Source organism: Altererythrobacter sp. MTPC7 (assembly GCF_042851395.1).
In the GTDB taxonomy this organism is placed as follows: domain Bacteria; phylum Pseudomonadota; class Alphaproteobacteria; order Sphingomonadales; family Sphingomonadaceae; genus CAJXSN01.
Genome location: NZ_BTGS01000001.1, coordinates 183673 through 195677, shown reverse-complemented (window position 1 = coordinate 195677; position 12005 = coordinate 183673). Strand labels below are relative to the sequence as shown.

12 protein-coding genes and 1 tRNA gene are annotated in these 12005 nt (G+C 61.5%); 4 read left to right on the top strand and 9 right to left on the bottom strand.

Translation table 11 applies throughout. The features are described 5' to 3' along the window. Nucleotides 1-44: 44 nt before the first annotated feature. Complete coding sequence (ahcY, locus tag ACGHJ7_RS00975) at nt 45-1463, bottom strand: adenosylhomocysteinase (RefSeq protein WP_390473820.1); 1419 nt, start codon at nt 1461-1463, stop codon at nt 45-47. A 293-nt stretch (nt 1464-1756) separates the two neighbouring features. On the opposite strand from ahcY, the gene ACGHJ7_RS00970 reads away from it, so the two are divergent. After that, on the top strand, nt 1757-2236 hold the full coding sequence (locus ACGHJ7_RS00970; protein WP_390473818.1) for a peroxiredoxin: 480 nt from the start codon (nt 1757-1759) through the stop codon (nt 2234-2236). A 71-nt stretch (nt 2237-2307) separates the two neighbouring features. On the opposite strand, the gene ACGHJ7_RS00965 is transcribed toward ACGHJ7_RS00970, so the two are convergent. Further along, nucleotides 2308-4677 carry a TonB-dependent receptor gene (locus ACGHJ7_RS00965; RefSeq protein WP_390473816.1) on the bottom strand — a complete coding sequence of 790 codons (2370 nt, stop codon included), beginning with the start codon at nt 4675-4677 and terminating at the stop codon, nt 2308-2310. A gap of 101 nt (nt 4678-4778) precedes the next feature. Between ACGHJ7_RS00965 and ACGHJ7_RS00960 the strand changes: the two genes are divergently transcribed. Further along, complete coding sequence (locus ACGHJ7_RS00960; RefSeq protein ID WP_390473815.1) at nt 4779-5417, top strand: TetR/AcrR family transcriptional regulator; 639 nt, start codon at nt 4779-4781, stop codon at nt 5415-5417. Nucleotides 5418-5433: 16 nt separating this feature from the next. Here the strand turns inward: ACGHJ7_RS00960 and folE are convergent, their stop codons facing one another. The 5 genes from folE to ACGHJ7_RS00935 all read right to left on the bottom strand — a co-directional run bounded on the left by folE (nt 5434) and on the right by ACGHJ7_RS00935 (nt 8755). Then, nucleotides 5434-6045, bottom strand: coding sequence for a GTP cyclohydrolase I FolE (gene folE, locus ACGHJ7_RS00955; protein ID WP_390474093.1), 612 nt, complete (start codon nt 6043-6045; stop codon nt 5434-5436). Further along, nucleotides 6045-7580, bottom strand: a complete 1536-nt coding sequence (locus ACGHJ7_RS00950) for a phospholipase D-like domain-containing protein (RefSeq protein WP_390473814.1) — start codon at nt 7578-7580, stop codon at nt 6045-6047. The genes folE and ACGHJ7_RS00950 overlap by 1 nt, the downstream gene beginning before the upstream one ends. Nucleotides 7581-7598: 18 nt before the next feature. Then, nucleotides 7599-8090, bottom strand: a complete 492-nt coding sequence (locus ACGHJ7_RS00945) for a hemerythrin domain-containing protein (protein ID WP_390473812.1) — start codon at nt 8088-8090, stop codon at nt 7599-7601. 115 nt (nt 8091-8205) lie between these two features. Continuing rightward, nucleotides 8206-8282 (bottom strand) — tRNA-Arg (locus tag ACGHJ7_RS00940). Between the two features lie 47 nt (nt 8283-8329). Continuing rightward, a complete protein-coding gene (locus tag ACGHJ7_RS00935; RefSeq protein WP_390473810.1) occupies nt 8330-8755 on the bottom strand; it encodes an NUDIX domain-containing protein in 426 nt (141 codons plus the stop codon). 80 nt (nt 8756-8835) lie between these two features. Between ACGHJ7_RS00935 and ACGHJ7_RS00930 the strand changes: the two genes are divergently transcribed. Further along, entirely contained in the window at nt 8836-9030 is a 195-nt protein-coding gene (locus ACGHJ7_RS00930; protein ID WP_390473808.1) for a Flp family type IVb pilin, read from the top strand. A 127-nt stretch (nt 9031-9157) separates the two neighbouring features. Continuing rightward, a complete protein-coding gene (locus ACGHJ7_RS00925; RefSeq protein ID WP_390473807.1) occupies nt 9158-9340 on the top strand; it encodes a Flp family type IVb pilin in 183 nt (60 codons plus the stop codon). Between the two features lie 73 nt (nt 9341-9413). Here ACGHJ7_RS00925 and ACGHJ7_RS00920 read toward each other — a convergent pair whose 3' ends face one another. Together ACGHJ7_RS00920 and ACGHJ7_RS00915 are read right to left on the bottom strand one after the other, a co-directional pair. Beyond that, entirely contained in the window at nt 9414-10895 is a 1482-nt protein-coding gene (locus ACGHJ7_RS00920) for a M48 family metalloprotease (RefSeq protein ID WP_390473805.1), read from the bottom strand. Nucleotides 10896-11040: 145 nt separating this feature from the next. Continuing rightward, entirely contained in the window at nt 11041-11985 is a 945-nt protein-coding gene (locus ACGHJ7_RS00915) for an acetyl-CoA carboxylase carboxyltransferase subunit alpha (RefSeq protein WP_390473803.1), read from the bottom strand. Between the last annotated feature and the right edge of the window lie 20 nt (nt 11986-12005).

Below are 12005 nucleotides of genomic sequence, written 5' to 3'. Positions count from 1 at the left end.
CGTGAAGGCGGCGGGGGCTTCCCTTTATCGGCTGACCCGAAAAATCAGTAGCGATAATGATCGGGCTTGAACGGACCTTCCTGCGGCACGCCGATATAATCGGCCTGCTTTTGCGAAAGCTGCGTCAGCATGACGCCCAGCTTGTCGAGGTGAAGCGCCGCGACCTTCTCGTCGAGGTGCTTGGGCAGGACATAGACGTCGTTCTTGTACTGGTCCGTGTTCTTGAACAGCTCGATCTGCGCCAGCGTCTGGTTGGTGAAGCTGGAGCTCATCACGAAGCTGGGGTGGCCGGTGGCACAGCCCAGGTTCACGAGGCGACCCTTGGCGAGGATCAGCAGGCTCTTGCCGTCCGGAAAGGTGACGAGGTCGGTTCCTTCCTTGATTTCCTTCCACTCGTAATTGTCGAGCGCGGAAATCTGGATCTCGCTATCGAAATGGCCGATATTGCAAACGATGGCCATGTTCTTCATCGCCTTCATGTGCTCGGCGGTGATGACGTCTTCGTTGCCGGTCGCGGTGCAGAAGATATCGGCGCGCTTCACCGCTTCTTCCATCGTCACGACCTCGAAACCGTCCATGGCAGCCTGGAGCGCGCAGATCGGGTCGATCTCGGTCACCATCACGCGGGCGCCGCCATCGCGCAGCGAGGCGGCAGAGCCCTTGCCGACATCGCCGTAACCGGCAACGCAGGCGACCTTTCCGGCCAGCATCACGTCGGTCGCGCGGCGGATCGCGTCGACCAGCGATTCCTTGCAGCCGTAGAGATTGTCGAACTTCGACTTGGTGACGCTATCGTTCACATTGATCGCCGGGAACGGCAGCTTGCCCTGCTTGGCAATCTGGTAGAGGCGCATGACGCCCGTGGTCGTTTCTTCCGAAACGCCCTTGATGTTCTGGACGCTCTTGGTGAGGTAGCCCGGACGCTCGGCGACGAACTTCTTCAGCGCCTTCTGCATCTCGATCTCTTCGGCGTTCTGCGGATCGAGCATGGTTTCGCCCGCTTCCAGGCGCGCGCCCCACAGGGCGAACATGGTGGCATCGCCGCCATCGTCCAGGATCATGTTGGCGGTCAGATCGGCATCGTCTTCGGTCGCCCAGTCGAAGATGCGGCCGACATAGGTCCAGTAATCGGCCAGCGTCTCGCCCTTCACGGCGAAGACGGGGATGCCCTGGTCGGCAATCGCCGCTGCGGCGTGGTCCTGCGTCGAGAAGATGTTGCAGGTCGCCCAGCGCACTTCCGCGCCGAGAGCGACGAGCGTCTCGATCAGAACCGCGGTCTGGATCGTCATGTGCAGCGAGCCGGTGATGCGCGCACCCTTCAGCGGCTGCGCTTCGCCGTATTCCTCGCGCAGGGCCATCAGGCCCGGCATTTCGGTTTCGGCGATGGCGATCTCGTCCCGGCCGTACTGTGCGAGGCCGATGTCCTTGATGATGTAATCCTGATCCTTGACGGCGGTTGCCATTGGGAAATCTCCTCGAAAATTGTCAATGAATACGGGGCAGCCAATGCAGGGCAAAAGCTGCGACAAGGTTGGCCGAAGACATAGCGACACAGGGCCCCTGGGGCAAATATAAAGATATCTTTATATCGCCAAATGCGCCTTGATTGCACGCTCCGCAAATTCGTTGCGGACCCCGCCCCGCCGACGTTATTTTCTTACTCGATCCAATTTCGCCAGCGCATGGTTGCAAGCGACCGGGAGCGGCTTATCTGGTGGAGCAGATATTCGCGGCAAACAGAAAGGATGCCCAGAGCATGACGATTTCCAAAGGCGACACCCTCCCCGACGCAAAACTGGTGAAGGCGACCGAGGCCGGGCCGGAACAGGTCCAGGCGAAAGACTTCTTCTCCGGTCGCAAGGTCGCACTGTTTGCCGTGCCGGGCGCGTTCACCCCGACGTGCTCTGCGAAGCACTTGCCCGGTTACATCGAGAAAGCCGACGAATTGCGAGCCAAGGGCGTGGACGAGATCGCCTGCACTTCGGTCAACGACCCGTTCGTGATGGATGCATGGCAGAAATCCGCCGGCAGCCCCGACATCACCATGCTGGCCGACGGCAACGGCGATTTCGCGCAGGCGCTGGGCCTGACGATGGACGGCAGCGGCTTCGGCCTGGGCGAGCGCAGCCAGCGCTATTCTATGATCGTCGACGATGGAAAGGTCGTCGAGCTAAACGTCGAGGCACCGGGCGATTTCTCGGTCAGCAGCGCGGAGCACATGCTCGGCCAGCTCTAGGCCTCGCCACTCGGCGAAAAGAAAGGGGCGCCTCTAGCAGGGCGCCCCTTTTCTGTTTGTCAGCACGTTTTTTAGAAGCGGATTTCGCCGGTCACGAATACCCGCCGCGGATCGCCGTAGAAGCCGGTCAGCGTCCCCTCCAGCCCGAGGGTCGGGACGAAAGGCTGTCCGTTCGTTCCCCCAGCGACGAAATTGTATCCCGATACGATGTACCGCTTGTCGAACAGGTTCTTCCCGTGGACACCGATCGAGAACCGGTCGCTGTCGTCGGTGAAAACGATGCTGGCATTGACCAGCGCGAAGCCATCCTGGTCGAGGAAGGGATTGGGCGTTTCGAACTGGCTCGCATCGGAACGGAAGGCGATGCCACCGATCAGGTCGACCATTCCCGGCCCAACGGGCAGGCCCAGATCGAACCCAGCGCTCAGCGTGACGTCCGGCGTGTTCTGGAAGACGCGCTGGTCGGCGACATCGACGCCGAAGGCATCGATGAACTGATTGTATTCCGCATCCAGCAGGCCGAGCGCGAAATTCACGTTCAGCCGGCTGCCCGCCCCTGCAAAATCGCGCCCGACCAGCGCATTCGCCTCAAGCTCGATACCGTTCACATCGGCGTCGCCGGCGTTGGACGTAACGCCGGTGAACTGGTCGTTGACCCCGTCCCCATCGGTATCGATCCCGACGGACCCCGGGATCTGCACGTCGGTATAGTCCCCTTTGAACACCGCCAGAGCGACATTCAGGCGATTGTCCATCAGCGACGCCTTGTAGCCGATTTCGAAACTGTCGACAGTTTCGGGGGCGAACCTCAGGAATTCGAACTGGTCATCGAAATCGACGTCGCCATCGCCGTCCAGATCTGGCGCGCCGGTCGTTTGGCCCCGCGGATCGAAGCCGCCGCCCTTGAAGCCGCGCGCATAGGAGAAATAGAAATTGTGGTCAGGCGTCGGCTCGAAACTGATCGAGGCGCGCGGGGTGAACTTCTTGAATGTCTCGTTGCCGTTGAAGTCCGAGGTGACGGCAATGGGGATGGCGTCCGAAGGACCGAAAAGGTCCGAGAAGCCGCCAATGAAGGTGGTCCTCAGCACCCGGCTGGTCCGCTTGTCGCTGGTGTAACGCCCGCCGAGCGACAGGCTGATCCGGTCCGTCAGATCATAGGTGAAATCGCCGAAGATTGACCACGTCTTGGTTCCGACATCGCCCAGCGTCTGGGCATTGAGCCCGGGCAGACCGATCAAATCGCCGGTCGTGAACAGCGCCACGTCGAATGCGGTGAAGGCGTTGGCATCGAGATAATAGGCACCCAGCACCCCGCTCAGCCGATCGCCTTCATACAGCAGCTGCAATTCCTGGCTGAACTGGTCGTTTTCGTAGATGGCCGGCACGTCCAGATCGGCGGCAGACAGGCTGTCGAAATCGATCGGGGTGGACGACTTGTCTTCACGGTAACCGGTAATCGACTTCAGCGTGACAGTGTCGCTGACCTCGTATTCGAGATTGAGGCCACCGCCATAGGCCTCCACCTCCTGCGGGATGACATCGAGGCCCGCACGCGTATCGTAGACATCGTCCAGCACGGGCGCGCCGGTCAGCAGGCTCGGAATGAGGCGCGTACCCTGCCGCGGGTCGCTGTCATCCTTCACGTAATCGCCCGACAGCCGCGCGAACAGGCGACCGCTTTCGAACTCGATCGTCCCGCGAGCCGCCCAGACATCCTTGTTGTAGTTTTCAACGCCAGCCTGGACGAGGTTATCGCCAAAGCCGCCGCGGCTGAGCCTCGCGCCACTTGCCCCGATCCGGAGATTGTCGCCAAGTGGCGCGGAGGCCGAGATGACGAGGTCTGCCTGATCGTATGATCCGTAGGTCGCGCGGACCTTCGCAGAGACAGTGTCGGGCAGCCGTGCCGTCACGTATTTGATGGCCCCGCCGATCGTGTTGCGGCCGTATAGCGTCCCCTGCGGACCGCGCAGAACCTCGACCCGCTCGACGTCATAGATGTCGAGCACGGCAGCCTGCGGTCGATTGATATAGACGTCGTCGACATACAGGCCCACGCCCGCCTCGAAGCCTGCGACCGGGTCCTGCTGCCCCACCCCGCGGATGAAGGCGGTCAGCGTCGTATTGGTACCCCGGCTGACTTCCAGCGTCAGGTTGGGCACTTCCTGCGTCAATTCGGTCAATTCGAGCGTACCCGAGCGAAGAAGTTCGTCTCCGGAAAATGCGGTGACCGCGATCGGCACGTCCTGGAGGCTTTCTTCCCGGCGACGAGCTGTCACGACGATCACGCCGTTGTCGGTACCGGACAGTCTCGCATCGTCGGCGATGACCGGGCCGGTCACTGGCTCTTCCACCGCAGTGCCCTGCGCGTATGCCGGCACGCTGAACGCAAGGCCGGCGCAGCCGGTCAGGAGCGCACGGCGGATGGCGGATTGCATTGTCATGATTATCTCTCCCACAAACTTTTTTCTTTCCCATATTGAAACCTGAACCACCTTTCAAGTTTTGACTTGTGGAAAGCGCGGCTTCGCCGTAACCGGGTGGCATGGGACGGGATGCAAAAAATGCGGCGGTCGCTACCGAGCCGGCGACGGAGCGCGGACGGCGCACCCGCCGCAAGCTTCTGGACGCCGCAACGGTCGAATTCGGGCAGAAGGGCTTTCACGAGGCTTCGATCAGCGGCATCACGCGCCGCGCCGGCGTCGCGCTGGGCAGCTTCTACACCTATTTCGATACGAAGGACGCGATCTTCCGGGCGCTGGTGACCGACTTCAGCAACGGCGTTCGCGATGCCGCCTCGGGCAGTGCCGATCCGGATGCAAGCGCGCTCGACACCGAACGACGCGCACTGTCCGCGTTCCTGGATTTCGCGCGCGAGCACAAGGAAATCTACCGGATCATCGACGAGGCGGAGTTCGTCGATCCGGCCAGCTATCGCCTGCATTACGAGACCACGGCGAAGCGCATTCACGCCCGCCTGCAAGCCGGCATGGACAAGGCTGAATTTCGCGACGACCTGGAAGAAGCCCATGCCTGGGCGATCATGGGGATGAACGTGTTTCTCGGCCTACGCTATGCCGTGTGGGCAGACCCTTCCGAAGAAGCGAACCGGAAAGCCGATGCCGTAGCGGATATTGCTCGCGGCATCCTGGAAAAAGGCATCGGTTCGCAAACAGGCACGTAATCGCGGGCGGACAGCCTCAGCCGTAGCCCATCAGGCTCAACACTTCCTTCCGGCTGCGCTGGTCTTCCAGGAACGTCCCCATCATCCGGCTCGTCACCATCGATACGCCGGGCGTACGAACGCCGCGAGCGGTCATGCATGCATGGCTGGCATCGATTACCACCGCGACGCCGCGCGGCTCGAGGTTGTCCCAGATGCATTCGGCGACCTCGGCGGTCAGCCTCTCCTGTATCTGAAGGCGGCGTGCGTATCCGTGCAGCACGCGGGCAAGCTTCGAAATGCCAACAACCTTGTCGGTCGGAAGGTAGGCAATCGCGGCCTTCCCGTGGATCGGGGCCATGTGGTGCTCGCAGTGGCTCTGGAACGGAATGTCCTTCAGCAAGACGATCTCGTCGTACCCCCCCACCTCCTCGAAGACCCGCGACAGGTGGACCGCCGGATCGTGCGCATAGCCCTGGCAATATTCCTTCCACGCCCGCGCAACGCGCTTCGGGGTATCAAGCAGCCCCTCCCTGTCGGGATCGTCACCCGTCCAGCGGATCAGCGTACGGATCGCGTCCTGCACGTCGTCCGGCACATCGGGCTTGCCGAGGTGATTGTCTTCGTCGGGACCTACCAGACTGCCCATCATGTTTTCCTTTTCACCTTATCGCGCAGCCGCCCCAGACGGCTGCCATCACGGAACAGTCCGCCATGGGCGAACGGTTCGAACATCTCGTCCGGTTTTTCCGGGTCCAGGATCTGCGATCCCGCCAAAGCGTCCTGCACCTCGTTCTTCTCCGGCACTTCGAACGGGCGAAGCTGGCGAATGCCATCTTTCCCGAAGCGCCTGATCGCCTCGTGCATGGAGCCCAGGGAATCGACCAGGTCGCCCATTGCCTCCTCCCCTACGCCGCAGTGCTCTGCCAGCAGCGATATGCGCACATCGCGGATGGTCTTCTCCAGGTCGCGCCCCCGGTTGTAAGGTCTGCTGCAATCGATGAACACGTCGCATTCGCTGTCGAGGCCCATGGAGCGGTTGTTGAGATTGGCGGACCCTATTCGCAGGATGCAGTCGTCCACGATCATCAGCTTTGCATGGACGTAGATCGGCGTTTCGCCCGACCATGCGACATACAGCCGGAAGCGATCCTTCTTGTCCGCCTCCGCTATTACGCGCGCAAGTTCCGCGCGCGCGTGATCCATGGCCTGCTGTTCCAACCATCCTTCGGCGTTCTTCGGATGAACGAAAACGATCTCCGGCGGATCGTCCTCCCCCAGCCTGTCGATGATCGCATTGGCGATCTTGCGCGAGGTGAAATACTGGTTTTCAATGTAGATGAAGCGCTTGGCGGCCCTGATCTGTGACAGGACAAGCGTCTCGATTTCCTTGACCTCGTCCGTTTCCTCGTACTCGGCGCGGGTACGCGCAACTCCGATCTCGATATCCTCGAAATCGACGCAGAGTTTTTCGGGCCAGAGGCTCTTCTCGGATGGCTTCAGATCGGTCAGCTTGCCGCCACCGGCGCGCTGCCAGCGGGCCCGGCAAAGTTCCGACAGCGTGCCCGCGATCTCGCCTTCCATCATGAAGGTGATGTCGTGCCACGGGGGATAGGGCTTGCCGCGAGGACGCTTCCGCCGCGATTCGATTTCCCTGTGCTCACGCGTGTCCCAACGGTCATGAGTTAGGTCGATCCCGCCGCACACTGCAAGCTTTTCGTCCAGCACCGCCAGCTTCTGGTGATGCGTGCAACCGACGGGATGCTTCGTATCGAACTTGAAAGTGATTTGGTGTTTCGGCGCCATGCGCATGACGTCGAGCAACATCGATCCGCGTGCGGCGAACTGGAGGACAGAGAGGCCCCATTTCAGGATCTTGATTTCCAGCTCGGGCCTGTGCCGGGCAAGCCACATCAGGAAACTGCCCAGCCGTTTCGGCGGGGACGCATCGACAGGCCGTTTGTACCAGCGCCGGCCTTGTGAGAGGTGGATGCGCGTATCGAAGTCCCACCCGATCAGCATGATCCTGCGGCGGGCTTCCAGCATTGCGGCCTGCATGTGCTCGAAATAGGCCTCGGCATCGATGATGACCGACGCCTTCTCCGCCTTGCCGAAACGCCAGACGCCCGGCTCGACCGAATGATCGAGATCGGGCGCCTGTTTTTCTGTGTTTTCGCCGGACATCGACGCCAGCGCCTAGGGTTATTCCTTCGCCTCGTCCATCGATTCTGGCGTCACTTCGGCTTCGGCTTTCTCTTCCTTCTTCCGCCGATCGAAGACCTCCTGCATGTGGGCGATGTCGTCCTCGTTCAGGTGCTTCTCGAAATCGGGGAAGTGGTCTTCCTCTTCCTCGTTGATGTGGTGGCGATAATCGTGGTCGAGCTGCTTGAACTTCGCCATCCATGCCGAGGAAGACATGTCGGTTGCCGCCAGGTCGTTCAGCGCTTCGTTCAATTCATGATGCTCGGCGACCGAATGCCGCGTCTCGTCCGTGGTCGGCGGTTTGCGCAGCATGGTCGAATACAGGGCCTGTTCCTCGGCCGCCGCATGGCTCTTTACTTCCTTCGTGAAGGTTTCGAGCAATTCCTTGCGCTTTTCCGTCTCGCCAGAGGTATCCGCCATCTGGTCGAGCAGCCTGCGGTGATGGTCGTGGTCTTCTTTCAGGCGTTTGAAGATGCCCTGCGTGTCGGTCATGCGGATTTCCTTTTTCGGCGCGTTCGAGGGGTCAACCACGAAGGCCCATTGACGGTTCCGCACCGGACCGACCGGCAACAAAAAAGCCCACCCTCTTCACGAGGATGGGCTTTCTTGGCGCGCCAGGAAGGATTCGAACCTCCGGCCGCCTGATTCGTAGTCAGGTACTCTATCCAGCTGAGCTACTGGCGCGCGGTGGAGGTGGTGCATAGGAGTGCTTTGCAGGCTTGGCAATCCCCTTAAGCCCTCTTTCGGGCAAGCCAGCCCGACAAATTTTCGCAAAGCTGCCGATCAAGGGGTGCAAGGTCCAGATACCGGGCCCGGTCCAGCGAATGCCACTGCCACACGCCGCCCTCCAGCGAGCGCGGGTCGCCGACATTGGCGTTGCTGTAAAACAGCATGAGGAGCAGTTCCCGGCCGGACCGCGGTTCGGGCGCGAAGCTTATGGGCTCGAAAGTTTCTGGCGGCACTGCGAGGCCGCACTCCTCCATCAGTTCCCGGGACAAGGCCTGTGCCGCCCCCTCCCCCGGCTCGACCTTGCCGCCGGGGAACTCCCACAATCCGGCATCTGCCTTACCGTGAGGGCGACGATGCAGCAGGAATCGGCCATCCCCTCGATGCAGCGCACATGCAACGACGAGCATGGGTGTCAGAAATTTTTCCATTATTCCCGTTCCTTGAAAGGCTTTCTTTACCCTGACCGGTCAAAGCGGCGCGATGTTGCTTTTGGACCAGAGGTGAAACCATGCGCGCATACATTAAAGCCCTGCTGGCCGATATCCGCGGCGCGACCGCGATTGAATACGGATTGATTCTCGCCCTCGTTTTCCTCGCCATGGTGGGCGCTGCCGCGGGTGTGGGAACGGAGACCGGGCTCATGTGGGACCGGGTTTCGGACGAAGTCGTCGACGCACGCGAGCGCGGAACAAAAGCTGACTGACGGCACAGCTTACGGTTTTCGCGATCAGCTTAGGATTTTGTCAACTGATTGTGCCTAGACCCCAAATCACTCGATCCGGCCCGTCCGGGCGAGACGGGTACCGAAGACCAAGACCAGGAGTTAAATTATGAACATTCTCAAGAATATCGTCCGCGACGAACAGGGCGCGACCGCAATCGAATACGGCCTGATTGCTGCACTGATCGCCGTGGCTGCCATGGGCGCCATGAGCACGCTGGGCGGCCAGCTGAGCACCACGTTCGGCGAAGTCTCCACCAAGATGAAGGGCGAAGAAGCTGAAGGCGGCTAATCCCAGCTACCAATTACCAAAAAGAGGCGGCGGGGGAAACCCCGCCGCCTTTTTTGTTTTCAAAGGAACGCGATCAGCTCCCGCGAACGACGATCTTGACCTTCTGTCCGGCCTGGAGGCTTTCATTGTTGCCCAGACCGTTCAAGACGCGGAAGCGCGCTTCCTGCGCATTCGTGTAGGCCATCCGGTTTGCGAGCGATGCGACGGTATCACCGGCACGAACCGTCACCACGTCGACCTTGCGCGGGACGACATTCGCCGCTTCGGAAGCCGAAATGCGGCGCATCGACTGGAACATCGGCGTAAATGCACTGGCGCGCCCGGCCTGGCTGATTGCCTGGAAGTGATAAGCGCGGTCGTTCGAAAACTCGTAGGCGAATACCACCACATCGACCTGGCCGTTGCCGGAATTGACCCGCGCGGTGCCGTAAACGGCAGGCAAGCCATTCACGGTCGTGCGCTGCAAATTCGCCGGGCGAAGCGTTTGGCCTTCCCCACCCAAATTCGCGAACACGTTGTTCACATAGGTATCGAGGTTACCGTTATAAGGCGCAAGCGTCAGCTGCGCCTGTCCGCTCTGCCCGTTGATCGAAACGGCGCGGGTACCATTGACCATGTAGAAGCCCTGCGGCGCGGTGAAGGACAGTTTCAGTTCGGGATGGATGAACTGACGCCCTTCGACGATGCCCTGCTCGGGGTCGTCGCCATAGATCATACCGTCGATCCGCGTCAGGAACGTGTCGCGATTCGTAACCGTTCCGGGAAGTCCCTGAGCCTTGCTTGCAGCGGTCTGGACGCGGCTTGCCGGATCGGGGTGAGTCGATGCCCATTCGGGGATCGTCGCATTGTCACGGCCCTGGACCTGCGCATCGAGGTTGTTCTGCAGCGCGAGGCTGCGCAGCACGGTCGACATGGCCATCGGATCGTACCCCGCCTTCGTCAGGTACTGGATACCGAGTTCGTCCGCTTCCAGTTCCTGGCTGCGCGAGAACCGGAGGGTCAGCAATTGCGACCCCTGCAGGATGCCGCGCGAAAGCGTATCGCCCAGCCCGCTATTGCCGAGCAGGACGCCCGACAGGATGGCGCCGGCTGCGCCCAGCAGAGTGTTGCGCTGGGCTGCCTGCTGGCGACGCTGCGAATGACGGGCGGCGACGTGCGCAACTTCATGACCCAGGACGCCGGCCAGTTCCGCTTCGTTGTTCATCAGTGTGACGAGCTGGCGCGTCGTGTAGACGTAGCCGCCCGGGATGGCGAAGGCGTTGTTCACCGGGCTGTTGACGAGCGACACGGTGAAGGAGCTGCGTGCATTGCCCAGCCCCGACTGGACCGCGATGTTCTGGCCGACCTGCTCGACATACTGGGCATAGGGACCGGTCATTGCGCCGCCGAATTCGGCGAGCAACTGCGGATGCGCTTCCGCCCCCTGCTGCGCTTCGCTCTGCGTAATCGGCGCGGAGGTGCCGGGCACCGGCGCACCGCCCACCGCGGCACAGCCCGAAAGGGTAAGCGCCATCGCGGCGGTTGTCGAAAGTGCGGCAAATTTCCTGGAAATCATTATGGGCTCCCCGAAGTAATAAGGATGCGCGCCACCAGTCGCCGCATCAGGTTCGGTTACCCAACCCATTGCACGCCGTGCGAGTTCCCCGGCGACCGCAAACGGTCGCACCGACATCAGGCCGGCGCGATTACTCCGGGAAAATTTACCCCGCCATCTGCAGGAAACGCTCTTCGCGCATTCGCTGCAATTCCTGGGTAGACATGGTGGCCAGCCCGTCCAGTTCGTCGGCGATCGCTTCTGCCAGCGATGCGCTCGCGGCCTTTGCATCGCGGTGCGCCCCGCCCACCGGTTCGGGCACAATCCTGTCGATCACTCCAAGCCTTGCGAGATCCTGCGCGGTGATCTTCATCGCTCCGGCCGCGTCTGGCGCTTTCTCCGCCGTGCGCCACAGGATCGATGCGCAGCCTTCCGGTGAAATGACCGAATAGACAGCGTTCTGGAACATCAGCACGCGCTCGGCGCTAGCCAGAGCCACTGCGCCGCCGGAGCCGCCTTCCCCCACGATTGTGGCTACCATCGGGACCGGCAAGGCAAGGCAGGCCTCGGTCGCTCGGGCGATCGCTTCCGCCTGACCGCGTTCCTCGGCTTCAACGCCGGGAAAGGCCCCGGAGGTGTCGACCAAAGTGACCACCGGCAGGCCGAACCGTCCGGCCATTTCCATCAGGCGGATCGCTTTGCGGTACCCTTCCGGTTTGCCCATGCCGAAATTGTGCCGCAGGCGGGTTTCGGTGTCGTGGCCCTTTTCATGGCCGATGAGCATGACCTTGCGGCCGTCCAGCTTCGCAAAGCCGCCGATGATCGCCTCATCCTCGCCATAGTTCCGGTCGCCGCCGAGAGGCACGAAATCCTCGAACGCATGCTCCACGAAATCGCGGAAATGGGGCCGCTGCGGATGGCGCGCGACCTGCGTTTTCTGCCAGGGAGAGAGCGACGAATAGGTGCTCGCAAGCAGGTCCGCGCTCTTCTGTTCCAGTCGCTGGAGTTCGTTGGAGATGTCGACATCATCGCCTTCGGCCGCCGCACGCAGTTCGGCAATGCGGGTTTCCAGCTGGGCGATGGGTTTTTCAAATTCGAGATAGGAATTCATGGCGCTGCGCTACTCCGCCT

What these genes read in the sequence shown, in the direction of transcription:
- ahcY (WP_390473820.1), bottom strand. Translation starts at nt 1,463, where the DNA reads ATGGCAACCGCCGTCAAGGATCAGGATTACATCATCAAGGACATCGGC.
- ACGHJ7_RS00970 (WP_390473818.1), top strand. Translation starts at nt 1,757, where the DNA reads ATGACGATTTCCAAAGGCGACACCCTCCCCGACGCAAAACTGGTGAAG.
- ACGHJ7_RS00965 (WP_390473816.1), bottom strand. Translation starts at nt 4,677, where the DNA reads ATGACAATGCAATCCGCCATCCGCCGTGCGCTCCTGACCGGCTGCGCC.
- ACGHJ7_RS00960 (WP_390473815.1), top strand. Translation starts at nt 4,779, where the DNA reads ATGGGACGGGATGCAAAAAATGCGGCGGTCGCTACCGAGCCGGCGACG.
- folE (WP_390474093.1), bottom strand. Translation starts at nt 6,045, where the DNA reads ATGGGCAGTCTGGTAGGTCCCGACGAAGACAATCACCTCGGCAAGCCC.
- ACGHJ7_RS00950 (WP_390473814.1), bottom strand. Translation starts at nt 7,580, where the DNA reads ATGTCCGGCGAAAACACAGAAAAACAGGCGCCCGATCTCGATCATTCG.
- ACGHJ7_RS00945 (WP_390473812.1), bottom strand. Translation starts at nt 8,090, where the DNA reads ATGACCGACACGCAGGGCATCTTCAAACGCCTGAAAGAAGACCACGAC.
- ACGHJ7_RS00935 (WP_390473810.1), bottom strand. Translation starts at nt 8,755, where the DNA reads ATGGAAAAATTTCTGACACCCATGCTCGTCGTTGCATGTGCGCTGCAT.
- ACGHJ7_RS00930 (WP_390473808.1), top strand. Translation starts at nt 8,836, where the DNA reads ATGCGCGCATACATTAAAGCCCTGCTGGCCGATATCCGCGGCGCGACC.
- ACGHJ7_RS00925 (WP_390473807.1), top strand. Translation starts at nt 9,158, where the DNA reads ATGAACATTCTCAAGAATATCGTCCGCGACGAACAGGGCGCGACCGCA.
- ACGHJ7_RS00920 (WP_390473805.1), bottom strand. Translation starts at nt 10,895, where the DNA reads ATGATTTCCAGGAAATTTGCCGCACTTTCGACAACCGCCGCGATGGCG.
- ACGHJ7_RS00915 (WP_390473803.1), bottom strand. Translation starts at nt 11,985, where the DNA reads ATGAATTCCTATCTCGAATTTGAAAAACCCATCGCCCAGCTGGAAACC.